Annotated in this window: 18 protein-coding genes; 6 read left to right on the top strand and 12 right to left on the bottom strand. The window is 60.1% G+C overall.

Annotated elements, in window-relative coordinates; all coding sequences use genetic code 11:
- Positions 1 to 491 precede the first annotated feature (491 nt).
- Both AC59JP_RS14395 and AC59JP_RS14390 read right to left on the bottom strand, forming a co-directional pair.
- Positions 492 to 2,402: a hypothetical protein gene (locus AC59JP_RS14395; protein WP_497326444.1), complete on the bottom strand. Its 1,911-nt coding sequence runs from the start codon at positions 2,400 to 2,402 to the stop codon at positions 492 to 494.
- A gap of 299 nt (positions 2,403 to 2,701) precedes the next feature.
- A complete protein-coding gene (locus AC59JP_RS14390) occupies positions 2,702 to 3,625 on the bottom strand; it encodes a glycosyltransferase family 2 protein (RefSeq protein WP_497326443.1) in 924 nt (307 codons plus the stop codon).
- A gap of 299 nt (positions 3,626 to 3,924) precedes the next feature.
- On the opposite strand from AC59JP_RS14390, the gene AC59JP_RS14385 reads away from it, so the two are divergent.
- Positions 3,925 to 5,334: a lipopolysaccharide biosynthesis protein gene (locus AC59JP_RS14385; RefSeq protein ID WP_497326442.1), complete on the top strand. Its 1,410-nt coding sequence runs from the start codon at positions 3,925 to 3,927 to the stop codon at positions 5,332 to 5,334.
- A 35-nt stretch (positions 5,335 to 5,369) separates the two neighbouring features.
- Positions 5,370 to 5,882 carry an acyltransferase gene (locus AC59JP_RS14380; RefSeq protein ID WP_497326441.1) on the top strand — a complete coding sequence of 171 codons (513 nt, stop codon included), beginning with the start codon at positions 5,370 to 5,372 and terminating at the stop codon, positions 5,880 to 5,882.
- Here the strand turns inward: AC59JP_RS14380 and AC59JP_RS14375 are convergent.
- Both AC59JP_RS14375 and AC59JP_RS14370 read right to left on the bottom strand, forming a co-directional pair.
- On the bottom strand, positions 5,857 to 6,588 hold the full coding sequence (locus tag AC59JP_RS14375) for an acyltransferase (protein WP_497326440.1): 732 nt from the start codon (positions 6,586 to 6,588) through the stop codon (positions 5,857 to 5,859). The two genes, AC59JP_RS14380 and AC59JP_RS14375, sit on opposite strands and share 26 nt — an antisense overlap.
- Entirely contained in the window at positions 6,588 to 7,268 is a 681-nt protein-coding gene (locus AC59JP_RS14370; RefSeq protein ID WP_497326439.1) for a glycosyltransferase, read from the bottom strand. Before AC59JP_RS14370 ends, AC59JP_RS14375 begins: the two co-directional genes overlap by 1 nt.
- 579 nt (positions 7,269 to 7,847) lie before the next feature.
- On the opposite strand from AC59JP_RS14370, the gene AC59JP_RS14365 reads away from it, so the two are divergent.
- Together AC59JP_RS14365 and AC59JP_RS14360 are read left to right on the top strand one after the other, a co-directional pair.
- Positions 7,848 to 8,372 carry an acyltransferase gene (locus AC59JP_RS14365; protein ID WP_497326438.1) on the top strand — a complete coding sequence of 175 codons (525 nt, stop codon included), beginning with the start codon at positions 7,848 to 7,850 and terminating at the stop codon, positions 8,370 to 8,372.
- 53 nt (positions 8,373 to 8,425) lie between these two features.
- Positions 8,426 to 9,418 (top strand): glycosyltransferase family protein, encoded by a 993-nt coding sequence (locus tag AC59JP_RS14360; RefSeq protein WP_497326437.1) that lies wholly within the window; start codon positions 8,426 to 8,428, stop codon positions 9,416 to 9,418.
- Here the strand turns inward: AC59JP_RS14360 and AC59JP_RS14355 are convergent.
- Positions 9,366 to 10,706: a hypothetical protein gene (locus tag AC59JP_RS14355; RefSeq protein ID WP_497326436.1), complete on the bottom strand. Its 1,341-nt coding sequence runs from the start codon at positions 10,704 to 10,706 to the stop codon at positions 9,366 to 9,368. The genes AC59JP_RS14360 and AC59JP_RS14355 overlap by 53 nt on opposite strands.
- A gap of 332 nt (positions 10,707 to 11,038) precedes the next feature.
- Here AC59JP_RS14355 and AC59JP_RS14350 point away from each other — a divergent pair, with 332 nt between their 5' ends.
- The gene (locus tag AC59JP_RS14350; RefSeq protein ID WP_497326435.1) at positions 11,039 to 12,136 is read left to right on the top strand and encodes a glycosyltransferase; all 1,098 of its coding nucleotides are present in this window, start codon (positions 11,039 to 11,041) and stop codon (positions 12,134 to 12,136) included.
- Between the two features lie 271 nt (positions 12,137 to 12,407).
- A complete protein-coding gene (locus tag AC59JP_RS14345; RefSeq protein ID WP_497326434.1) occupies positions 12,408 to 13,505 on the top strand; it encodes a glycosyltransferase in 1,098 nt (365 codons plus the stop codon).
- Between the two features lie 8 nt (positions 13,506 to 13,513).
- Here AC59JP_RS14345 and AC59JP_RS14340 read toward each other — a convergent pair whose 3' ends face one another.
- The 7 genes from AC59JP_RS14340 to AC59JP_RS14310 form a co-directional block, all read right to left on the bottom strand.
- Entirely contained in the window at positions 13,514 to 15,661 is a 2,148-nt protein-coding gene (locus tag AC59JP_RS14340) for an acyltransferase family protein (RefSeq protein WP_497326433.1), read from the bottom strand.
- A gap of 675 nt (positions 15,662 to 16,336) precedes the next feature.
- On the bottom strand, positions 16,337 to 17,311 hold the full coding sequence (locus AC59JP_RS14335; RefSeq protein WP_497326432.1) for a GDP-L-fucose synthase family protein: 975 nt from the start codon (positions 17,309 to 17,311) through the stop codon (positions 16,337 to 16,339).
- Entirely contained in the window at positions 17,308 to 18,336 is a 1,029-nt protein-coding gene (gene gmd, locus AC59JP_RS14330; protein WP_497326431.1) for a GDP-mannose 4,6-dehydratase, read from the bottom strand. The genes AC59JP_RS14335 and gmd overlap by 4 nt, the downstream gene beginning before the upstream one ends.
- Before the next feature lie 131 nt (positions 18,337 to 18,467).
- Positions 18,468 to 19,547, bottom strand: a complete 1,080-nt coding sequence (locus AC59JP_RS14325) for an O-antigen ligase family protein (RefSeq protein ID WP_497326430.1) — start codon at positions 19,545 to 19,547, stop codon at positions 18,468 to 18,470.
- Positions 19,548 to 21,558: 2,011 nt separating this feature from the next.
- The gene (locus AC59JP_RS14320; protein WP_497326429.1) at positions 21,559 to 22,350 is read right to left on the bottom strand and encodes a glycosyltransferase; all 792 of its coding nucleotides are present in this window, start codon (positions 22,348 to 22,350) and stop codon (positions 21,559 to 21,561) included.
- A gap of 9 nt (positions 22,351 to 22,359) precedes the next feature.
- Positions 22,360 to 23,241, bottom strand: coding sequence for a glycosyltransferase family 2 protein (locus AC59JP_RS14315; RefSeq protein WP_497326508.1), 882 nt, complete (start codon positions 23,239 to 23,241; stop codon positions 22,360 to 22,362).
- A 14-nt stretch (positions 23,242 to 23,255) separates the two neighbouring features.
- On the bottom strand, positions 23,256 to 24,104 hold the full coding sequence (locus tag AC59JP_RS14310) for a WecB/TagA/CpsF family glycosyltransferase (protein ID WP_497326428.1): 849 nt from the start codon (positions 24,102 to 24,104) through the stop codon (positions 23,256 to 23,258).
- Positions 24,105 to 25,029: the final 925 nt, after the last annotated feature.

The raw sequence follows: 25,029 nt of genomic DNA, 5'->3' as shown, positions 1-25,029 counted from the left end.
GAGAATACAATTGCACGCTCCTACCCACACTCCGAAGAACCCTTCCCTGTGACGTTCACCTGGCAAATTCGGTGGATAAGTCAGGTAATGGGACTCGATAAAACACAAGGGATAGAGAATGGAGAGAATACGAACCGGGCGCAGTTTTGTACCGATCTGTTGCGCCGGTCAGTACGTATTATCGGTACCGCGATCAACTGTCGAGGCTCGCTCCGCAGCCGATCAAGGCCCTTCGGACCTGATCCACCCTCTCGGACACGACGAAGCCCGGACGACACAGGATGTCGTCCGGGCTTCGTCGTAGCAGTGCGGTGGTTTACCGGGTGCAGCGGCACGCAGCGCACGTGCAGGGCACCGGTTGCCTGCTGGGTCGTCGATCAGCGATCAGGATTGCAGCGAACATCCGAATCAGACTCATAGCCTGATTCTGGCTCGATACGCAAGCTAAAGCAACTCAAATGGTCTCATACTGCTCGAGGCAGCCACGCATGTCACTTTCCGGCGGTGGATACCGTCGTCGAGTCCGACGTTGCTTCGCCGGCGGACGAGGCGGTTTCGACCGCCGAAACGGGCTTCACAGCCTTGACGGGCGGCGCGGCAGTGTCAGGCGTGACCGCGTTCTTCGCGTTGGAAGCGGTCGCCGAGTCGACAGTGGGTGTCGCCGCGGCGGTCTTTGCTGGTGCTGTTGCGGCCGGAAGGGGAGCCTTCGGAGCCGACGGGGCAGGCTTCGAGTCAGCGGGAACGGCCGCGGTCTCAGCCTTCGCCGCGTCGACGGACGATGCCTTCGGCGGGGTCGTGGCTGCTGCCGAAGCCTTCGGCACTGTTGGTTGCGAAGCTTCGTTCTCGGTCGGCTCAGCTTCGATCTGCAGTGTCTTGGATGCTGCTGCCGAACGAACCGCAGTGGATTCGGCCTCTGGCTCCGCTGCCACGGCGAGTGTCGACGTCGACGCGACGCTTCGTGCCGCAATCGACGCGGTGGGAGGCGCCGCTCCGGTGATCGGCGGGACGTAGTAGTCGTTCGTCACCGGAGGTTGCAGGTTTGCGGGAATCTGCGGGTTGTTGAACGTCTGTGTCTGACCGTTCGCGTACGTCACCGTTGTCACCGAGCCGTTGCTGTCGCAGTTTCCATACGTGGAGCGCACCGACGTCACACCTCCGTAGCATCCGAACCCGCCGGTCTCGGTCGACACGTATGCGGTACCGCCGTTCGTCGCCGTGACGGTTACAGACACCGTCCGACCGCCATTGACGTTGTCCACGTACACATATGCCTTGCTTCCTGCTCCTGACGCGGACGCGGCTATCGAGTCCCCGGCGCGGAGATTTCCGAACACCGACGCGGTACCGCCCTGGTTGGATCCCGCGTAGACGTTGGCCCATGCTCCCGTTGACGGCCCATATGCTTCCGCCGCACTGCTCGAATTAGGTCCGTACGCCGTCGATTGCAGGCCAACCCGCCCGAGGCTCAGGCCGTACGCCTTGGTGGGCGCTCCCGAGGCGTCCGCCGATGCTTGTGTGACCAACACCGAACCGTCGAATGCGTAACCGACGGCCAGGGCGTTCTGGCCGTTGACCGACGACGATGCCACCGACCCGTTGTACGCGTCGGTCACCGTGTAACCACCGTTGGCGTACGACGTGACGTCTCCACCGATCGACTCCGCCCCAACGCGCCCTCCGTTCTCCCCGCGCGCCTTCACGATCCCGCCCGCGTCGGAAGAAAGGTCGAGCACGGCTCCGCTGTACGCATTCGACTGCACACGTCCGCCACGTGTCGCAGCGATCGTCGTCCGTGACCCCCCGGTCGCATACGCCGTCACGTTCGCAAGCGAGTCTGCATCGATATCTACTCGCGATCCGTTCGATGCATCCACCGACACCGTCGAACTCGATGTCGCGTCGATGTCGACCTGGGCCTGGTTGGTCGCCTTTGCGTCGACCGAGGAACCGTACGTGGCCATGGCGTACAGGCGGCTCGATAGGTCGGCCGCCAGCTGCATCTGAGCCGATATCGACAGACCGTTGACCAAGGATCCGCGCTGAGCGAGGACGGTCAGGGACCCTGAGGCGAGAGCGAATGCCTGTACGAGCGATCGATCGGACGCAGTGACAGTCGCGTTGGACCTGTTCTGTGCCTGCACGATCGCAGAAGAGTTGTTCGACAACGTCAGCGATCCAGTCGAATTGGACAACGCACTGACCCCAGCGGCCGGGAAACCGGTCAGGGGCGCGGTGCGGTCCCAGTTGCCGGTGGCGGTCGAGGAGCTGTCGCTCGAACACACGAAGGTCGAGTTCCCGGTAGTCGGTGTGCCGGACCGTGCGACACACCACGCCGTCGGTGTCGCCGCACCCGCCGGTGCGAGTTGAGCGGAGAAGGATGCCGCCACAATTCCAATGATCATGACGGGGGCATATCGACGGGTCCGGGGCACGCTGACTCCTGTTGATCACCGAGATTCGTCAGCGCAGCGCCCCGACAGCAGCATCGCGATCTCGAATTGCGTTGTGCGAATGCAGCAACGAGTCAAAATTATCATGCGATGCATTGAATCGACCCCATCGAAAAACACCATTTCGTGGCGCTAATTGCAGAAAAAACCAGGTTGTGTCGATTAAGGCTGCCGAAAGATTGCTCCGGCCTTCTAACCCCTCTCATCCTCGATTTCGCCTCGCGAGTTCCGACCGAATGCTCTGCGCTGGGTCAGGCCGGCGAGATCGGTCGATACATCAACCCTTCGAGTGCTCCGCGGATGCCGGCCCGCGTCTTCTTCAGCGGCCGTTCACGTTCGCGAGTCGCCGCACGAAGCATCCGCGCCGTGACACGCCACCCGCCGCCCACCAGCAACGACCATCGCGGTGCATATCGACCACACACGATCAGGCGGTTCCGATTCATGTAGTAGTGGAACTCGCGAGACATCCCCGACTTGGATCCAGACGCCCCGACCCGGTGCCACACGCTCACACCGGTGACGACCCCGAGCCGAAAACCCGCGTCTATCGCACGGGCGGACAGCTCGGCGTCTTCCCAGTAGAGGAAGAGATCCTCCCGGAAGCCACCGAGCGCAAACCAAGCTTCGGCCCGAACCATCATGGCCGCTCCCGTGATGAACGTCGCGAGCACCAGCCCGTCCTCCGCGGGAGCGAGCTCGACGACATGCTCACTCAAACCGAGTGCGCGGTGAAGATGCCCCCCGGCGAACCACACCGTCTCACCGCTCTCCCCCGTGGTGACGACGGGTGATGCAATCGCAACGTCCTGCGCCACCATCGTTTCGACCAGCCTGGATGCACTTCGAGGAGACGCGATCACATCGGGATTGACGAACCAGAAGAAGTCGAATCGGTCCCTCGAAGCCGTGACGAGGTTGAGGGCGGGCCCGAATCCCAGGTTCTCCGAACCGAATTCGACGGTGACACGCGGTCGGGACTTCGTAGGGGCATGTTCCGAGATTGCGTCCAAGACCTCGCGCACAGCGGGGTCCGGCGATGCATTGTCATAGACGACAATCTCGTCGACGCCACTGTCGACCAGCGACGCCACGCACTCGGGTAGATCGACGGCATTGTTGTAGCTGACCACGACGGCCAGCACAGACCGCGATGTTCCTCCTGCATCGACCACGGCCAAATGGATTACACCTCGTTGCGGGAGTGGCTACCAGGGTCCGGACATTACCGTGGCGAGAGTTGCCGAACAACAGACGAAAAGCGAGTACAAGCGTCGCACGTGGAGATTTCGGGCGAAAGCAATCATTTCTCTCGGTATCGCTCTCCAGTGATCATCGTGTCTCGAATCGGGCGGACTCGTTGCACGTGAAGTCCGATTTGCACTACCGTCCGAATTGCTATGTGACGTTATGCTCATGGAATGGCCGAACCCATCTCAGTCATCGGCTTCACACCGACCGTCGAGTCGGGTCGGTGACGGAGCTGACCGAGCCTCCCCGGTCGATGTGGGGCGGGCTCCTCCGATCTCTGGCCGCTCGAGGGCTGACTCTGCCACTCGCGGCCGTGCTGTCGCTGGCGACCTCGAGTTTTCTCATTCGGTACTACGGCCCGGACTCATATGCCCAATTCGCCCTCATGGTGTCGGTGATATCCATACTGCCTTTTGCTGATCTGGGAATAGGCGCGGCCGTGGTCAATGCAGCCTCGACCGCGAACACGGCCGAATCCCGCCGTCATGCCGAAGCAGTGGTGGCCGGCGCCTTACGTGCGCTCACGGCAGTGGCGGCCGTCCTGACAGTGGTGGCCTTGGCGATCTCTGCACTCGGCGGATGGCAGGCGATTCTGGGGCAGACGCTGCAGGACGATTCAACCCGAGCGGTCGGCTTCTGCATCGTGTTGTTCGCAATTGCGTTGCCCATCAACGTATGCCAGCGCGTCGCGGTGGGTGTTGGCGCCAACGACAAGCAGATCGTCCTCCAAGTGGTGCAGCCTTTCCTCACGTTGGCACTAGTGGTGATCACCGCGGTGACCTTCCATGATCCGTCGCTTGCCTTCGTGTCCTTCTTCTTCGCGTACCTGCTCACGTCCACGATCAATCTCTTCTTCGCAAACCGTTGGTCCGATGGGTTGATCTCCAGCGCCGGGGTGCGCGCGCGGCGGCTGCGCGAGCGACTGAACGTCACCCGCGAGATCGTCGATGCCGCGCTGCCCATGTCCGTGATGATGGTCGGAATACCGCTCGTGCTCCAGAGCCACCGAATCATGCTGTCCAACTTCGGCACTACCGTCGACGTCGCTCGGTACAGCCTGGCGGCACAGATATTCCTTCCGATCACCGCGCTGGCGGCAGCTGCGTCGACGACGCTGTGGCCGTTCTTCGCGCGGGCCCGCGTCGACGGTCCCGACGGCGGATCGTCGCGGTCCTCGAGTCCATTCTTCTTTTCAGCTGTGCTGGCGGGTGCGGCCCTTGTCTTGTGCGGCGGCCTCACTCTGCTGTCGCCGTGGGTGTCGGCACTGATCTCGGGCGGGGCAGTGGACGTGTCCGTGGCCCTCGGAATCGCATCCACCGCCTTCGTGGTCGTCCAGATCGCTCAAGCCCCGCTGGGCGTGTTTCTCACCGATGTGGTGGGACTCAGATTTCAAGCGGTGTGCATGGTTCCTTTGGTGATCGTGGTGTGGGCGACCTCCCGATACGCAGTGGAGGGCGGAGGCTCCGAAGGCGTGCTGTGGATGACCACGGCCGCAATGGTTGTGCTACAGGTGATTCCGTTCGCCTTTTTCATCACTCTCCGCAGCCGAACGTATCGGGGCAGACACAGGCGACTGCTCGTCGCGTCGGACGGAACTCCGATGTCGGCCGACAAGATGGGGGAACCACTGTGATCCGGCGTTGGCGGCATCGGCTGTACGACTACCTCGTGGGATTCAGCTTGCTGATCGCTTTTCTCGTAGGCCGGGTTCCTGTCCTTGCTGTGCGGCATTTCGTCTACAAGCGGCTCGGCATGACTATCGGCCCGAACTCCACTGTTCACTGGCGGCTCGTACCGCGCACACCGCACAACATCACGATCGGCCGCAACACGATCATCGGCAACGATGCATTCATCGACGGCCGCTATGGCGTCACGATCGGCGACAACGTCAACATGGGGGACCACGTCAGCCTGTACACCGCCGCCCACGACCCTCAGTCCGTCGACTTCGGCATCAAGTACGGTCCGATCGACATCGGTGATCGCGTGTATCTGGGCGCCCGAGTGATCGTGTTGCAGAACATCACCATCGGAGAGGGTGCGGTGGCAGCCGCGGGATCTGTGGTCACACGTGACGTCGAGCCGTACACCATCGTGGCAGGTGTACCGGCGAAGAAAATCGGTGACCGCCGCCGCGATCTCGACTACACCCTCAAGTACCACTTGCCTTTTCAGTAGCGCCAGCGGACCGAGCTCCTCGCTGTCCGATCACTCGCGCCGGCACTCCTGCGACGATGGCCGCGGCGTCCACATCACCGGTGACCACGGAGCCGGCCGCGATCACGGCGCCGTCGCCGATACTGCAAGGCCCGAGAATCGTTGCGCCGGAACCGATGAAGACGTCCGCGCCGACGACGACCGGACCGCTGAACTCACCCTGCTCGATCACAGGAGTGTCGAGATCGTCCATCGCGTGGTGCTCGGTGAAGATCCGGGCATACGGAGACACGAACGAGTGGGAGCCGATCTCGACTCCGCCTCCGCCGTGAATCATCGCGCCGACCCCTACCGACACCCGATCGCCGAGCCGAATTCCCACGCCCAGGCGGCGCACGCCCCCCGATCCCCGTAAGACCGCACCGCGGTCGAGGGTGCACTTTTCACCCAGAACGACCCCCTGACGTGCCATCGCCACGATCTCGACGAAATCGCCGATGACGACGCCCGCTCCCAGAGTGAGATCCTGACGGTTACGTATACGCGTGTGGCGGCCGAGAAACGCCTGTGGACACCCGCGGGAGACAGCACGGATCTTTTCCACGACTTTGCGTGAGACGAACTGCAGCAGCGCCCTTTCCGTGATGGCTGCATCGATTCCGGTGTCGACGTCTCGCTGCGAGGTGTAGGCCCGATTCAACCGGTCGCGAAGCCGTGTCGTGTGCATCAGCCGAGCCTCTCACCTATTGCTGCGCGGGCGGCGCGGACGACCTCCGGCCAGTTGTGCTCCGTCCGACGCCGAGGCGCGTCATGTCTGCCGGCGGCCAGCACTTCCTGCAGGGCAGTGGTCATACTGGCGACGTCCAGGGCGTCGAAGTACTCGTCGGCAACCCCCAGCTCACGAAATACCGCCAGGTCACTGCACGCGATCGGCACACCGTGGGCATCCGCCTCGAGGAGCGGTAAGCCGAATCCCTCGCCCAAGCTGGGGAATACGAACGCCCTGCAATTTTGGTAGAACCACACCAATTCCGGGTCGCTGATTCGGCCCGTGAAGTACACACCGGGGTGCTCGCCCAGCGGCTGCAGGCTTCCGTCACGCCCTCCCACGATCACCAATGACATGCTCGGATCCGAGCATCGCACGGAGGCGAACGCGCTGATCAGGCGAGCAAGGTTCTTTCGCGTGTTGAGACGGCCGACGGCCAACACGAAGGGTGTGTGCGGAGTCGACGCCGGTGGCGTCGAGTCCGCGCCCACGACCTCGGACGCCGCAGCCAGCCCGATCGGGCGTACGCGGCCACGTACCTCGGGCCAGCGTTGCCTGACGCGCTCGGTTTCGCTGATCGATGTCGTCAGAATTACGTCGGCGTACCGCAGAATTGGGCGAATAGCACGAAAATACATCAATTCCGGGCGTGTAAACCATTCTCGGTGTTCGTCGAACAGAATATCGTGGAGCAGGCACACAGAAATGGGTTTGCTCGCCAACGTCGCGAAGTTGTGTGTGAGGACTGCGTCGAATTCTCGGTGCGTGGTCCGACGAACACCTCCGGCTGTCCAGCCCATGAGCACTGCAGATACCGCCTGCGGGAGCCGACCGAGAAATGCGGGCGCAGGCTCCACGGCGACACCGAATCGCCGAAGTTGCTGTCGCGCTTGATCGACACTCGCCCGGGGCACGATCACCGTGATGTCGTCCTCACGATACGACTCTGCCCACGTGCGAACCAGGTCTCGGGTGACATGCATCGCGGACGGCGGGCTGTCCGGTCCCCAGAACGTGCCATCGATACAAATTCTCACCGCATGTCGATTCTTTTGCGACACACGATCGGTCGAATTCTCCACACGCCATTATTGTGCCCGATTCACCGAGCGCGCGCGCCGCGCCGCAGAACTGGCCACGTTATGATTTCGGAGTCGTTCGTCGTTCCGCCGACATCACACCGGGTGCCGGTCCGTTCAGTTCACAGGAGCCAAACTTTGGGTCTCCGCACGCACCTGTCGATTGCCTTACGCGACTCGGTCATCAATTCGATGCTCGCGTCCTCCTTGGTGCCCATAGGGTGGCGGCCATTTCTGATGAACGCAATGGGACATGACGTGCAACCGGACGCCGTGATCCATCCGAGGTGTTTCTTCGGCGCCCGGACCGGAGTCACGATGGGCCGCGCCGTGAACATGAACTACGGCTGCGTGATCGATCTGGGCGCTCCGGTTACCTTCGACGACCACGCAATGATTGGCATGGAAGTCATGATCATCACTGTCAGCCACGAACTCGGGCCGACCGAATTGCGCTGCGGTGAGGTCTACGTCAAACCAGTGCACATCGGCGAGGGCGCGTGGGTGGGAGCCCGGGTGACCATTCTGCCCGGAGTGACCATAGGCGCAGGATGCGTCATCGCGACCGGCAGCGTGGTGACGACAGATTGTGAGTCCGATCATCTCTACGGTGGGGTGCCGGCGAGAAAGATCCGCGCCCTGTCCTCGGAAGCCGGAGGATGACGCGCCCTCGCGCAGTTCGATTGCGTCGAGTGGTCTTGCTGAACGACTACCCGATGAGGACGGCATTGTCTCGGGTCGAGGCGGCGGAGTATCCGGCCCAACACTTGTGGGGATACTACGAACTGCGCGGTATGTACGACTGGGTGCTCCCACGATGGGGTTACTCGTCCATTGCCAGAAGAATCCCGGCCGCCGAACCGCTGCTGTGGAAAACGATTGCCGTCGTCGGAGACGTCCTCCAGCAGGGGATCGCCGTCGGCAGTGTCGTCGTCAGACGAGACACGATCGTGTACGCGGCCGACCTGCAGTCGTCCGCGTTGATCGGCGCCCTGAAACGCGTACGCCTCCTGCGGTGCCCCTTCGTCCTGGTCGTCCACAACGGGCCGCGAAATCGCTGGTCGCGTTTCTGGATGAACGGGGCAGATCGGATCATCACGCTCGATCGGCTTACCGCACAACAAGTTCGGTCCTCCATGGGACGATCGGCGGACACGGTGACAGCGTTGCCGTGGGGACCATCCCTCGATTCCGAGGCGTACCGACACCTCGATCCCGCTCCCGGCGTGGAGTGGGACTTCGTGTGCGCCGGGCGTTCCAATCGGCGCTACGACACCGTGCGGAAAGCTGCACGAACCGGCCGAATCTCGGGACAAATATTCACAGGCACCACGGTGGAGTCGTTCCGCGGCGGCGAGGTCGATGTACGTCCGCACTCGGGTGGGTACCTCGAAGTACTCGAAGCGCTCAACACGTCTCGCTGTTCTCTGATCCCGTTGGACGACGTCGATCGTCTCTCGGGACTCACCGAGGCGGCCGACGCCATGGCGCTCAATGTCCCCATAGTGGTGTCGAAATCTCCCAAATATCCCTACAACGATGCGGATTCAGAGCAACTGATCATCGACGAGCGTGACTCCGAGTCCATCATCGACGCCATCGGCGGACTCTCGCGTGTGCGGTCCACCACGAGACCGTCCGCGGCGGCTCGTTCGTTCAATATGACGCGGTACTCGGAACTCCTCCGAGAGATCTTCGACTCCTTGTGATGTCCGTGGACGCGCACACGGCGACGGTCAAGCAGACCAGCGGCAAGTTCGACGTCAGGGGCCCGAACAGCAAGTACCATGCCGAAGCGACCAGCAAGAAGGCAAGGACCGGCCGTCCTGTGGGCGAGGTCAATTCGAGGATCGTGCATCGGACGAGGTAGAGGAGAATCGCAGAACCGACGAGCAACCCCATCACACCGAAGCTGACCCACATGTCCGCGATGATCGAGTGGAGGTTGTAGTGCCCGCCGAACATGTACTCGGTAACGTAATCGCCGCCGCCGAGAAAGCCACCGTCTCTCAGACCCGTTCTGGCAACCAAGATCTCGCGAACATCGGGAACAGCGCCGGGACCGCGGCCAACCCAATCGTCTTTGATCAACCCCCAGGTGGCGAACCACTCGGGCCGCGCACTGGCGATCAGACTGCCGGATGCGTCGAGTTGGCGCTCGGTTCTGATTCTGTTGTTCTCTCCGAGGACTCCACTGAGTAGGAGCTTCGTTCCGAGGACATAGAGCGCGTACCCGACGCCGGCGCACAGGAGTGCCAGCACAGCCCGGCGTCCGGCTCCTTTGCCCCGAACGACGAAGGTACGTCCGAGGAACCACAGGAGTGGGGCAGCGGCCGCAAACGCCGCGAAACTCCTGGCGCCGTTGGCCATTCCGAACACGGCGATGCACACGAACACCAGCGGTGCGAGCCTGGAGTTGCCGACCAGCGCGGCAGCGACAAGAGCGACCGGGAACCCCAGGGCGTACTTGACGTTGTCGATCGGGAGACCGTTGACCAGAGTTGCGTTCAGGAGCATGCCGACCCCGTAGGCCGCAAGGACGAATCTGAGATCGACGAATCGCAGCACCCACACCAAGAACCCGACAGCGACAAGTTGGTTGACCGCGAAGATCGTGACGAAGAGTGCGTTGTCGACGTTGGTGCCGGAAGTGTCGTACACGTGGAGGATCAGCCCGTTCACGGCCATGGCGGCCGCTCCCAGGTACACCGCGGTCAGCAACCGACTGCGACGGTAATCGCGAATGTATCGGGGGAAGAACACGACAACGGGCACGATCGCACTGGTCAGACCGAGTCCGAACGGGAATCCCAGGGCAATGACGAATACCGATGCAATCAGCAGCGGACGTCCCGGAGGAGCAGGCTCGGTGCGGGATGCCTTCACCCCCGACCGGTCCCGACGGCGAACGGCGCCGAAGGCGGCGTCGACTGCAACCGGAACGTCGGCACGGGCGACGGTCCTGACCGTAGCCGGCCGTTCGCTCGTCGCTGTCATCGACTGCTCTCCCCCACCGCAGACCCGAAGCAGACCGTCGAAACCGGAGAATCGACTGATTTGTTCTGCAAATTAAGTCGCCGCGATTCGACAATCCCAATATGTCGAACACCGAACATGTAGTCGGTCTCCTTAACGGGCGCAAAAAATGAGCGATTATTGGACTGTCAAATCTGCGAACGCCTCATGATAACCACGAATGCGCCGAGATTTTCCGGCGACCCGAAGTCGATCACAGAGCTTCATCGACGCGAAACATAATCCCTTCCGTCGCCGGCAGTCCGGTAGCGTTCGCATTTCACAGAACGCTTCGACGCGAGGGCGGGTCATTGATGAAACGGGCAGCGGTGCTGTCACTCACGGACCCCTACGCCAAACGCGACGGCGGCACCCTCAGGACCAGGGCGATAATCGAGTCGATCGCCGTTTCCGGCTTCGACGTGACGTGCGTTCATCCTGTGGGCGATGCGGGTCTGCGAAACGAGGGGAAGCGGTCGACCGGCCGACTGGCGTCGGCGCGCGCGGCAACCGGCGAAGTCAAGCGCCGCCTCCTCCCCCTCCCGACCGAGCTGGGACAGCGTTCCACTCGCTTGGGGGCAAGGGTGTCGGGCATCGACCCCGACGTGACAGTTGCCAGCATTTTGTCCCAGGCGCAGTTCGTCGACCCGGACCGCACTACGTTCTGGCTCGACTTCATGGACATCTGGAGTGATGTCGGGAGGCGGGAATCGGTACAGCGTTTCGGGCCCGCCAAACTGACCTCGCTGGCTCAATCACGATGGCTCGCAACGAGGGAAGACAAGTACTGCGCGTCCGCGCACATCGTGACCGCCGCCGGATGGTCCGACTGGAAATCCCTGATCGAACGTGGCCACACCGACGCGGTATGGCTCCCTACGCCCATAGCAGACAGCGAATTCGAGACGGTGCCTCGCATCGGCGTCGGTGGCAAAGTTGCCGGTCTCCTGGGCAACTTCAACTACTGGCCCAATCTCCATGCCTACCGAACAGTATTGGATCATTGGCTGCCCGCCCTGATCGATTGTGGCTGGCGAGTGGTGGTGGCCGGGATGGGATCGGAGGCCCTCGAGCCCAGATCCGGCGTCACCGCCATGGGAATGGTGGACGACCTGAACGACTACTACGGCCTGATAGACGCCACCCTGGCGCCGATCGACCTCGGTGGGGGCATGAAGGTCAAAGTGCTCGAGTCGTTTTCGCGGGGAGTGCCCGTGATCGGCACGGAATTCGCTTTCGACGGCTTCCCGGACCACGTCCGAGATCTGGGTATCACCGTGGGTCTGACGTCACCGGACCTGGCCGGCTTGGCGTCGGTGACCAGGTTGGATCCCTCGACGCCGGAACTGAACGAGTTCTCCGCGTCGAGCTTCCGCCGCAAAGTCGAGGACATACTGAATACAGTCGGTTGACTGGAGGCTTGTTTCGATCGTTATACGGCGTCGATTGCTTCGACAAGTCGGACAAAACATACTCAGCACCCGAATTAGTGCGAGCCGAGTGCGAATTTCACCACCGCCGGTCGATTTGATCCGAATGCTCATCGGCGACATTGGATAGCATCCATCTGTAACGGTGATCGCAGAGATATCGACCAGCGGAGTAGTACCGACATCGCACCACCCGAACATCAGGCCAATGTGTCGCCCATTCTCAGAAGTCGGGCTCAGCAAAAGGAATGCCATGAAAAGGTCGGTCAGCATCATCGGGACTCGTGGTTACCCCAGTTACTACGGCGGTTTCGAGACCTTGGTGCGGGTGTTGGCGCCGTACTTGTCGGAACACGGATGGGATGTGACCGTGTACGGGCGGCCCGGCGGCGTCACTGCTGTCGACCCCACCTTGGATCCAACCGTTCGGTCCGTCATCACCCGCGGAGTGGAGACCAAGTCGTTGAGCACGCTGTCTTATGGGTTCACCTCGTCCTTGCATTCTGCACTGAGGAAGCCTGACGTCGCACTCGTGATGAACGTTGCGAACGGCTTTTGGCTTCCCTTCCTTCGAGCCCGCGGGATCCCCACCCTCGTGAACGTCGACGGCATCGAATGGGAACGCGAAAAGTGGGGCACGGCAGCAAAATCGGTGTTCAAGGTCGGTGGATCCCTGACGGCCAAGTTTGCGACGGAACTGGTGTACGACTCCGTCGAACTCGGCAAGCGCTGGGAAGCGCGATGCGGTCGTGACGGCGTCTTCATCCCCTATGGCGGGTCGATGCGTGAGAAGGGCGAGGTGGTACCAGGTCTGAGTCGCCGCAAGTACGCGCTCATGGTGGCACGCTTCGTCCCGGAGAACACCATCGACCAGTTCCTCGACGCCGCGCGGAAAGTCAGCGAGAAATGGCAGGTCGTCATCGTCGGATCATCCGGGTACGGCGGCGACATCGACGAGCGCGTCGCCCAACTCGCAGCCGAGTGCCCGAAAGTGCGGTGGTACGGACACGTGAGCGACGACGACATGCTGTTCGCTCTGTGGGAGAACGCAGGTGCCTATTTTCACGGACACAGTGTCGGTGGCACCAATCCGGCTCTGGTGCAGGCGATGGCATGCGGTGCGCCCGTCGTTGCCCGAGACACGGTGTACAACCGCGAGGTGCTCGGTGACCATGCTGTGTTCGTCGAGCCGAATGCGGACGCCATCGCCGCCGCTATCGAGGAGCTGATCACGGACACCGAGCGGCAAGAGGTCTTGAGCGGCGGCGCGGCGGACCGCGCTCAGGAGATCTACACCTGGGACCGTGTGTGCGCAGCGTACGACACCGCACTCACTCGGTACGCGGGCTGACGCTGCCGTCAGCCCAGGATTGCCCGCTCCAGGTACGGGGCAAGAAGACGTGAGTACGTCGCGGTGAGATGTTGCTCGTCCCACCTGATCGGTGCTCCGGCAGCAAAGATCGGGCATACCCCTGCGTCGCAGAACCAGCCGCTCGTGTCGACGAACGTGGCTCCCGACGATGCGGCCGCTGCTTTTTCGGCGAGTGCTTTGAGCTGCCAGTCCTTCGGGATGTCCATGACGCAGTCAGACGGAGCAGAGACTCTGGTGACGCATCCCGCCGGCGACGGCCCTTGCGGATTGGGGGCCAGATACACCACACGCGCGCCGCTCGGAGCGATCTCTGCGAGCGCCCGCTCATTCCCCGCCTGCCACTCGGCCTGTGCTCGCTCGTCCTTGTTCCCGCTTGCAAGGCTTTGAAAGGAGATGACCGTGCCGGACACGATCACCAACGACGGCCTGGTGTCGTTGATCTGCTTGTAAAGCTCAGTCCTGTCGTTGTTACACCGTTCGGAGTTTTCGGGATCGCCCGGTAGCGAGAGGTCCACATCTGCGAAGGTGCACCCCGACCCGCTGACGCCATGGATCCGATAACCTCTGGGCTCCAATGCATCTCGCAGTCCGGGCATCCAGCTGATCGCGATGGAATCCGCCACCACCATCGCGCTGCTCGGAGCATCGGCCGCGCCGTACACGCAAATATCGGGGTCGGTGAAATTCTCCGGATTGAGGCAACCCGCAGCAGGGTCCATCTCGGGCGCCAGGTCTGCGGTGACGTTCTCGAACGAAGGATTGAGCGGTGGAAAGGTTTTCATCTTCAGCGCATCGGCCACAGCGACCGCGAGCGGGTCTTCCTCGGCCGAGCTCGGAGCTGCCAGTGTCGCCACAGGCGCACTCACGTCCGCCTTGGGGTTGAAGGCGACGACAGAAAGGCAGACCAACAGGACGGACACAGCCGCCAGGGCGACGAACTGCGTATCTCGCCCCGGGATGAACGTGCCACGATGAAACCGGGGGCGACGCAACCGGAACGGGCGTCGACGGTGCCGACGCCGGCCTTCGCGCGGCGTGCGCTCCACCGGAGTCAGGAACGTGGACTGCAATACGGCTTGCTCGACGAAGTGGTAGCTGGCCACCGACAGAACCGCCATTATCGCGATTCCTGCTACATAGAACGTGGGTCCACGTTCCATGACGGCATCCATCAGCACGATGACTGGCCAGTGCCAGAGATACAACGAGAAAGAGATGGATCCGACGTAGACGACTGGCCGGAGCGTGAGCGGCCAGGACAGAGCCACGGATCCGCTTCCGATCCCCGAGGCAAGCACGAAAGCGGTCGCGATGACGGGCGCTGCGCCGACGGGCGCGGGAAACTTCATATCCGACGAGATCAGGACCGCAGAGGCGATGATTCCGAGAAGACCGACCGCGGCCAGCACGTTTCGAGTTCCCGTCCCCATTCGCAGCAACAGCGGGGCTCCTGCTGCCACCACAGCTCCCAGGGCCAATTCCCAAGCCCGAGAAAAGGTCGAGAAGTAGGCGTTGGTGGGCTTTTCCGCGCTCTCCCAGACCGCCCAGGCGAAGGAGGCGACCATGACGGTGACACCGAGCGCGAAGATCAATGTATTCAGGCTCTTTTGGCTGCGCAGCTTGGCCAGAACAATGAGTGTGACAGCAATGACGAGGGGCCACACCAGGTAGAACTGCTCCTCCACCGCGAGTGACCAGTAGTGCTGAAGTGGACTCGGGGGCTGCGACGACTCGAAGTAGTCCGTGCCGACGGACGCGAGATGCCAGTTGACCAAGAACCCCAGCGACCACCAGGCGTCGGTCAGGACCGATTGCGCCCGGTCGGTCAACAGCAGAAGGTAGGACGCCGTTACCGTCACGGCAAGGACCAGCAGCGACGCCGGGAGAATTCTTCTTGCACGCCGGCGGTAGAAGTTGAGGATCGAGACCGACCGAGTCCGACCGCCCTCCTTGAGGAGCAACCCGGTGATCAGAAACCCGGAGATGACGAAGAACACGTCGACGCCGATGAAGCCACCCGATGGCCAGCCGAACAGGTGGTCGAGCACGACAAGGACGACGGCAACCGCGCGCAGGCCCTGGATGTCCGGACGGAACCGGTCTTTCCTTGCGCGGCTTTCTGCCTTCGCATGCACCCGTCGTTGGGTTTCTAGAACATCGAGCATCTGATTACCCCATACGGCTAGGCACTTATGGGCGAATCATAGCCAGGCATTTCCGTCGACGCTGAGACAAAGTCAACTCAATCTTGTTGCGGCAGAAACCAGTCCGTTTTCCAAACCGAATTGGCGCACCGATGCGATCTCGGTCGATGAATGAGAGCGGATTCCCCATTTCCACCATACAAAGCGTCTTCGAGTTCTTCCATCGGCGTGCTATCGCGACGATCCGTGAGTCTTCGACCTGCGGGCCGCGGAGTGGACACCGACGATTGCCAACGCGGTGGCAACGAACGCACCGATCATCAGTCACCCGGCCCGGCGCCCCACGATGAAGCGCCCGATGCGCAGCTCAGTCTTTCGACGAGTGCCTGTGCGTCCGGTGATGGAAGGCTGTCAGGCCAAAACCGTTACGGAACTTCGTATTTCTTGTTTCAGGGGTTCGCTCGGTGACCGACCCGCAAAACTTGTTCGGCTTCCCCGAGCGGTCCCAGCCAGCTTCGTCTTTACCGATGTCGGTTTTGAAAGATTCGATCCCGAATTCTGTGGCTCATTTGGCGGTGGACCTCAGAATGACAGCAGTCGGCAGCGCCCGAGTTATGACACCGCCCCCAGTCAAGGGCGGCTTCGGCGTAGTCGGGCGGAAATGTCTCAGGATCGAACGGTGTCGTGATTCTCGCGGAACCACTCCACCGTCGACGCGAGTCCCTCACGCAAGCCCACCTTCGGCGCCCATCCACTGTTTCGCAGCGTCGACACGTCGAGCAGCTTGCGCGGAGTGCCGTCAGGCTTGCTGGTGTCCCACTCCATGGCGCCGTCATACCCGACGACGTCGGCAACCATTTCCGCAATGCCCTTGATGGTCTGGTCTTCGCCGGTGCCGACGTTGACCTGCTGCGGTCCGTCGAAGTTCTCCAGCAGATGCAGGCAGGCCGACGCCATGTCGTCGACGTGAAGGAATTCACGACGCGGTGAGCCGGTGCCCCAGTTGGTGACCACGTCGAGCCCGTCGTGGCGCGCTTCGTCGTAACGCCGAATGAGGGCGGGCAGTACGTGCGAGCCCGTCGGCGAGAAGTTGTCGCCGGGTCCGTAGAGGTTGGTCGGCATGGCCGAGATCCACGGCAGACCGTACTGACGGCGAACAGCCTGAATCTGCAGGATGCCGGCGATCTTGGCGATGGCGTATGCGTCGTTGGTCTCTTCCAGCGGTCCGGTGAGCAGCGAATCCTCGCGAATGGGCTGCTCGGCGAACTTCGGATAGATGCACGACGAGCCGAGGAAGAGCAAGCGCGGAACCCGCTGCTCCAGTGCCGCGTCCAGCACGTTGACCTGAATCTGCAAGTTGTCGGTGAGGAAGTCCACCGGGTATGTGCTGTTGGCCAGGATGCCGCCGACCTTGGCCGCAGCCAAGATGACCACCGCAGGTTTGGTCTCCTCGAAGAACTCGGCGACCTTGGCGCGATCCTTGAGGTCCAATTCAGACGACGTGCGCCCGATCAGGTTGGTGAATCCCTGGAACTCGAAGTGCCGCCAGAGGGCCGACCCGACAAGGCCGCGGTGACCGGCGATGTAGACCGGTGCGTTGCGATCCAGTTCGGCGGGCGTGAAGTCGACCGTCTCCGTCATGACACCTTCCAGTCGGGAAGGTCGGGACGGTCGATCCAGTGCCGGCCTTCATGCTCGAGGGCCGCGATGTCGGCGTCGACCATGATCTTCGCCAGTTCGGGTGTGTGGACGCTGGGCTTCCATCCGAGAACACGCTCTGCCTTGGATGCGTCACCGATCAGCGAATCGACCTCGGTGGGGCGGAGGTAGCGCTCGTCGAACTTGACGTGCTTCTCCCAGTCGAGACCGGCGTGCTCGAACGCGGTGGTCAGGAAGTCACGAACGCTGTAGTTGCCGCCGGTGGCGAGAACGAAGTCGTCCGGCTCGTCGGCCTGCAGCATCCGCCACATGCCCTCGACGTACTCCGGAGCGTAGCCCCAGTCGCGGATGGCGTCGAGATTGCCCATGTAGAGGTTCTTCTCGATGCCCGCCTTGATGCGGGCGACGGCGCGGGTGATCTTGCGAGTGACGAACGTCTCGCCGCGGCGCGGGCTCTCGTGGTTGAAGAGAATGCCGTTGACTGCGAACAGTCCATAAGCCTCGCGGTAGTTTCTTGTGACCCAGTACGAATAAACCTTCGCGGCGCCGTACGGCGAGCGCGGGTAAAACAAGGTGTCTTCGTTCTGCGGCGGCGGCGATGCGCCGAACATTTCGGAGCTCGATGCCTGGTAGTAGCGGCAGCGCACGCCGGCCTGTCGGACGGCCTCCAGCAGTCGGATGGAACCGATGCCGGTGGTGTCACCGGTGTGCTCGGGCTCGTCGAAGCTGACGCGCACGTGCGACTGAGCGGCGAGGTTGTAGACCTCGTCGGGCCGGATCTCGGACATCAGCGTAACCAGGCGCGCACCGTCGCTCAGGTCGCCGTAGTGCAGGAACAGCTTGGCTTCGGGGTCGTGCGGGTCGACGTAGAGGTGGTCGATACGGGAGGTGTTGAAGGTCGACGAACGTCGAACCAACCCGTGGACGGTGTACCCCTTGGACAGCAGCAGCTCGGCTAGATACGAGCCGTCCTGGCCGGTGATGCCGGTGATCAACGCAACCTTCATAAGGTCCTGAACTCCATTCGTACGTCAGCCCGACGAAATCACTGCTCGAAAACAAACCGTGAGCATGTTTACACATCATCCCGGAAATCGCTCGCCAGGACAACTTGCCAACCTCTGCCCGACTGGTTCCGTCACTTCGCATCTGCAAGGTCTGAGACCGACCGCGTTCGATGCGCGGCAAGCGCTAACAGAGCAAGGACCGACCACGTGATCCAACCGAGGTAGGCGGGAGACCGCGTGTCATAAACGCTCTCAAGTATTCCTGAAACACAGAACGCGGCCACACACGCCATAGGAACCGCACTTGCGCCCTCTCGAGCGACCTGAGTCGAAATCTTCACCGCCCAAAGCAGAAAACCTATAAGTGCAGCAGTGGTTACTAGCCCTCCGATCGCCATGTATTGCACGAAAACGTTGTGTCCGTGAAATGCGGTGTTTCCGAGAGAATTCCGATAGAGCGGCAAGAGCTGATAAAAATCGGGACTATCCCCAAACCACGGGTCACCGTTGATTGCTGCAAGACTTCCAAGCCAGATTCGCCCACGGCCGGTGAAATCGTCACCTTCAACGGTAGTCAACGGGAGGGCAACCATGATCACAAGCGCCGAAACTGGCAGCGCAGCAGCAACCTTAAAGAGCCCGCGTCTGCAGAGGACGACGCATGCTGCGGCAACAACTACAGCGACGATCGACGAACGAGAAGCGGACCAGATCAGCGCCGCGCAGACCAGGACCGTGCCGCTGGTGCGGGCTACACTGTTTCGAACGAGCCAAACTGTAGGCAACGCAAGGGCGAAGATGAGTCCGAGCGTATTGGGGGAAGCGAACGGACCCGCCAGCAACTCCGAACCAATTATTGCCTTGCTGTCGCGCGAGCCGGAACCGCGGATCGCGAGGCCTTGGTCTGGGTCGAAGAGTCCCATTCCGAGCGCCAAAAGTGCAGTCCCGATGGTAAGCCAGCCAACAATTGCTGCGTCTTCAAACCGTAGATCGGAGAGCCAAACCGCGCCACCAAAGAGCGCAAACATAGCGAATCCAAGACCTAGCTGCGCATCGAACGCAACAACAAGCAAACTTAAAATTACGAAATGACCCAAATAAATCATTAGATTCCATATAGGTACGCGGAGTTGCTGCCGCCAGTTTTTCGCAATCATCATCAAAGTCACACCCATGACAGCCAACATTGTGTAGGTGCGAAGCACGTTCACCGCGTGATTATTGGGTGCGACACCGATCGCTAGGGTGCCACGTCCGTTCACCTGCAAGCCAAGCCAAGCAGACCCAACGCCGTATAGCCACAGAAGACAAACAGCAACGCCGAATAGCACGAGGTCACCGGATCTGCTTCGGTCCGTTAAGGGGGGTTTAACGCCCACACCCTGGTGAAGTTGAGCGGTCACGTGGAACTCCAATTTGATCGTTGAACCTGACGGAAGCACCCGCCCGACAGCACCGCCGTGTGCTAGAGCACTTAACCCGGTCTACCCATCAAAATCTGACCCATTACGAGCGAAGTTCAACGCAACTGCGCAGCGGAACGAGCCACCGGCCAATCGTACTGCCATCTGCCCGCATCAGTGCATTATCAATCGACCGACCGAAACCTTCACGTCCTCTGACGCCGTCCAATGCAGTACAGCACCAGAGCTCGCGCTCCAGTTTCAGGCGAGGAGCGCCCTCTGACTATAATGCGACCCGTCCACCCCTGGTGGCCCCTCAACATGCTAGCAACAGCAGTCGTCAAGAATGAGGGGCCTGAATCGCGGCCGGACTGGACGATAAGAGCTCAAAAAATCCGTACCCGTCGACCAACGACTTGATCATCGAGTCATTGCCGCCTTCGTAGACATTCTCGTGCCACAGCCCCCGATATTGAGACCCCCAAATGATAGAAAAATTTTGCGCATGCGGGACGCAAACACTCTTGACACCGGCCCTGAGTGAGGACAACTTGAACCACAGGTCGTCACCTCGTGGACATGCCTTCAACGCGGAGTCAAAATCAAAAAACAAGGGGTCGAGCGCTCCAACGGGATAAGCAATACCTCCCACGCCTGTTAGGACAACATCAGAGCCAGCTACAGAGTTAGGCGCCCAGGACCAAGTCTCGTAGGGCGTTACTCTTCCTCCATGGACACCTGCTAGATAGCCTCTGGTCCCTACGACTAATCCAGCATTCTCGTTTATCGCAGACCACAGTCGCCGAAGGTAGCTAGACCAATAGACGACATCGTCGTCAACCGTAATAACGTACGAACACTCCTTTTCATCAATTAAAGGAACAATCTTTTTGTAGGATCTGATATCGCCGGCATGAAACACAACAGAGAGGCCCGGATTCCGATCAACAAGTCGACGAAGTGGACGCGAAAGATCGGTCAACCCCCTAGGATACTGATCTGTCGAAAGCACCAAAACGACTCCGACGGGCTCAACGTCTTGCCGGAGCAACGACTTCAAGCAAATAAATAGAAAGCGCGAACGCGCGGGATACGAAGTAAGTGAGACGCGGACTGGTATTGAAGACGTGGCGCTGCGACTGGTTTTACCTGTTGGGCCACACAGGGCCAAGACCATTTGCTGAAATCCAATTAGCCTACGCTTTACCGCGCGAACAACATGCACAACGGACCCCACTCTAGATGGTGAAATGAGACTTAGCACCGATATACCTATCCTATTTCGTCGCACCCAGTCGCTTCGCGGGGACCCCTGCGTACACAGAGCCGGGCTCAGTGTCTTTCACAACGACGCTATTCGCACCGATAACACAACCTGCTGCGATTCGAATTCCGCCCACAGCAACTGCGCCCGCGCCAAACGACACCCCGGGACCAACAATCGGACAATCGCCACCCGGCTCTTTGTTTCCGATAGTCACACTATTGCGAAGCCAGATGTCGCTGCCGAGGGTGGCCTTCTCATTTACCACCAAGCCGACACCATGACTGATCCTAAGCCGCGGGCCGACTTCAGTCTTGATTGGAAGCTCTATCCCGAAGACCCACTCCGACACGACGAGATACACCACTGTCAGCACATAGCTGTAAAACTTAGGGCGCCGCTCATTCGGAAATCTCGCAGCTTGGCCAAGCCGAAATAGAAGTAACACAACCTGAATCTTGTATCTACCTTGGTTTACGTGCCAATCCTGTGCCAACCACCCAAGCCGAAAGGACGGGCCGCTGAGATCATTACCCGCGTCCGAATAATCGATTGTCACGCCGACCTCCAGTCGGAGGGATATCCCTGTGAGACTGACGTGCTGTCCGCTGTTGTCTGAATCAGTTTGTACAGCAACCTGTCAGCTTGCCTCAACATGGGGCTAGCGAGGTTATAAACCCTTTCCATGGACCCAGACATGTAGCGACGCCGAACCGAGTCAGCCTCGATGAAACTCGTGTTCGTCCCAGTGATACTTCCTGAATGCAATCGGAAACTGGCTAATTCACGGTTAAGATACAACAGCGGCGCGTTTCTCTGAAGCCTGAGGAAGAGATCAAAATCCATCGCGTAGGTGAGTGACTCATCGACATAAGGAGGTCCGCCATCCTCAGCTCTGAATACGCTCCCTGGTTGGGGTATCAGATCTTTACCTACTCGAGCGTATGTACCCGCGAAGCGAGTGGGCCGCGACAAAAATAGCGTTTCACCGGCATCATTGATATACCTTAGGTTGCCAAACACGGCGGAGTATTCCTGATTCCTTGAAAGTGCACCAGTGGCCGCGTTTAAACTGCCCGGGGCAAGCAGGTCGTCATCACCAAGCCATGCATAAAAGTCATGACGCCCCAGCTCGTTCCATCCGTCGTTGATCGCCCTCGATAGCCCCTTGCGGTTCGACCGGACGACACCGAGTCTGGTGTCTGCGAAATCCTCAATACTGGCCGTATCGTCTGTAACAATCGCGACAGCCAAACCGTCCGCATCCTGACTCAACACTGACCGGACGCAAAGGCGCAACCAATCAGGACGCGTACCAAGTGTTGGGATCACGAAGCCAATGGACACGATCGCCTCCTACCTAGACCTGAAAAGTGTTTCAAGACGCAATTTCGCGTATCCAATCACACCAGTTGCCCCTAGCAGTAAAGCAGAAAAATGCGGGACCGCGCGTAGCTTAGTTAGCGTTTGCAAACAGCTAAGCTGTCCTGCCATCAAACCTGACCGCACTACGATCGCCAAGACGAAATCAGCATACGCCTTAGGGCAGAGATAGACCTCGTACGTGTCCAACCATTGCCAACTTTGCCTCCACCTGGGTGTGCTTGAAACAGACCCAGCTTTAGCATCCTGCTTTTCGACATTAACCACGTAACGAGGACAAACGAGTGGTTCCAGCCCGGAGACATCCGTGAGGCGAACTATCAAGTCCCAGTCTTGATGTTTTGGGAGCGCCTCGTTCCAGCGAAACTCCTCTGCAATACTTCTCCTGAGGAGAACGCTACTTGATTGCACGAACCCATCGCCGTATCGAAGGCTTGGCCGTTGCGCGACATAAGAAGCGATTGTCTGACCGGCGATCCGATCCGCACGCGGCACCTTCAGTATGCGCTTTCCATCTACGAAATTGCTGTAGGTATAGGACCACTGAAAATTTGGATTTTCCGCCAGAAGGCCGCACTGAAGTTCATTTTTATCTGGCTCCCACCAGTCATCATCATCGAGGAATGCAACGAGCTCTCCGCTTGAGGCTGAAACCCCGCGATTGCGTACCGCAGACCCACCCAAGCCGCCTTCCGTGACCAAAACGGTCGCCGCAGTTCCGATCCACGAACGGACGGCTTGCTCATTCTCAGGCTTGTCCAGAACTACGATGATTTCCGAGACAGGGAGAGTCTGCGAGCTGACGCTGTTGACCGCACGCCTGAGTGTCTCACGGCCCGTGGTGGGGATTATCACGCTGACCCTCAAAGTCACCTCGGTGTGTCCGTCCCTCGCCCAGCGACACGGCGGCGCCTAATAAGATGTCCCACAAGAAGTGCCGGTTCGACCATGTACCGAAACCAAAGCCTTCGGGGTGATGAGACCAGTCGCCAAAGCCATTCGAGTCCAACCCTCCCAACCCATCGCGGCGCCAATCGTTGTTCGCCCGATATTTGGTCAATCGCTCCGCCGACTGTCGCGTATATGGCCGTCGGAAGCTTTTTCCAGTTTTCGTGCAGAAATGCTTCTTGAACAGGCATCCCAAGCCCGACAACAACTATATCGGGCTTGAAATCGACCAGCTCGGCAAACCTATTTTTTTGTAGATTGTTGAGGTCATGATAGCCGTTCCAACCACTTATCCGAGCTCGCGGCATGATCTCCCTCAGACGTTTCACGGCGTTTTCGTTGGATACTGACGCCGCGCCGATCACGGCGAGCCGTATATCTAAGGATAAAAAGTCAGGACACAGTAACCAATCCGTCGATCCGCACCGAGCATCGCGGGCGAATACGTCGCCGCGCGTGCAAACAGACCGAAAGCGAGCCATGGCCCAGATGGGGAAGCCATCGATTAGCGTGATATCGGCTTTCTCGTATGTTGCGCGGAATTGGGAGTCAGATTCGAAAAGAAACAGACTGTGCATATTGTGGTTGGCCAGCAAGGCTTTGCGGCCTTTATTCAGTTCGAGCCACTGAACGACGTCTCTTGGCTCCATGGGATGAACTTTCACGTCAAACGGCCACACGAGGACGGGCGCTATACGTTTTCCTACTAGCTGACTTTGAGAAGTCGGCCCCCGGCTCATCCCACTGCTTGGAACATTTTCCAATGCCATTGCCCCCTCGTTACAATTCAGCTTTGATTCTTACTACGCGCTGCCTTGACACTGATGATCGTTATTTAGCAATCATTAATCGCGTCGCAAATCGCCCCCGCCCGCGATCGCCAAGATCCGGCGGTTTGAACCGCCGCCCTATTGCGGTCGACAATATCCTGGTAACCCCCGATCTCGTCCAGAATCCCACGGAGTTGAGCAGCCGGCCTATCCCAGTCGACTTCGATTACCGGATTGAAACCAAATAGCTCCACCAGATCGGGCGGTGCATGTCCGAGAATGACACATCCGGAGGCCATGCTCTCAAGGTAGCGCATCGTCATAGACTCAAAGCCCAGAGCTTTAGCGGGATGAGTCATAGACCTCGGAAAGCATACTGACACCTGTGTGTCGTGAAGTCCCTCGAATAGCTCGCGGCGTGTTCTCCACACAAGAGTTCCCGTTGGATTCTCGAAAAGATGACTGATGTCATTCTTAGACGTCCACCCTACGACTTTATCGTGCCATGCAGAGTACCTTCGGCCTAGTTCAAGTACCCTTACCCTTCTGTCAATCAGTAGGCGGGAATTGAGATATGGTGTGACATTTACGGCCTCTGGCATGTGTATTGCGGACCAACCTTTTGTCAGTCGGTTCAACTCAGCAGCAGCCTGCGACGATGAGCAAAACACGAGTTTCACTTTATGCCGGTCCAGTTGGTCGACCCACTTTAGTAAATCATCAGGCCATAGATCCCAGATGTACGGCACCGGGCATCCGCGCAGGGAAGATTCCGCAAGGACATTGAAGCGCGGGCCCATCAGCGGTGTGATTACCTTGGCTCTTGCTGGCCTGATCCTGCGGGCGATAGGTGGAGGGAGCCTCGCTACTACACGTCCTAGTTTACCATTCAATGGTACAACGCTATTCGATGAAATGATTTCGT

It is taken from the genome of Rhodococcus sp. 320_ES (genome assembly GCF_059691855.1).
The sequence above is the reverse complement of the archived record's forward strand: the minus strand, read 5'-3'. Positions and strand labels throughout refer to the sequence as shown.

Coding starts and splice junctions, on each gene's coding strand:
- AC59JP_RS14335 (WP_497326432.1), bottom strand. CDS start 17,311: ATGACGGAGACGGTCGACTTCACGCCCGCCGAACTGGATCGCAACGCA.
- gmd (WP_497326431.1), bottom strand. CDS start 18,336: ATGAAGGTTGCGTTGATCACCGGCATCACCGGCCAGGACGGCTCGTAT.
- AC59JP_RS14310 (WP_497326428.1), bottom strand. CDS start 24,104: ATGGCATTGGAAAATGTTCCAAGCAGTGGGATGAGCCGGGGGCCGACT.
- AC59JP_RS14370 (WP_497326439.1), bottom strand. CDS start 7,268: ATGTATTTTCGTGCTATTCGCCCAATTCTGCGGTACGCCGACGTAATT.
- AC59JP_RS14375 (WP_497326440.1), bottom strand. CDS start 6,588: ATGCACACGACACGGCTTCGCGACCGGTTGAATCGGGCCTACACCTCG.
- AC59JP_RS14395 (WP_497326444.1), bottom strand. CDS start 2,402: ATGATCATTGGAATTGTGGCGGCATCCTTCTCCGCTCAACTCGCACCG.
- AC59JP_RS14350 (WP_497326435.1), top strand. CDS start 11,039: ATGAAACGGGCAGCGGTGCTGTCACTCACGGACCCCTACGCCAAACGC.
- AC59JP_RS14345 (WP_497326434.1), top strand. CDS start 12,408: ATGAAAAGGTCGGTCAGCATCATCGGGACTCGTGGTTACCCCAGTTAC.
- AC59JP_RS14355 (WP_497326436.1), bottom strand. CDS start 10,706: ATGACAGCGACGAGCGAACGGCCGGCTACGGTCAGGACCGTCGCCCGT.
- AC59JP_RS14360 (WP_497326437.1), top strand. CDS start 8,426: ATGAGGACGGCATTGTCTCGGGTCGAGGCGGCGGAGTATCCGGCCCAA.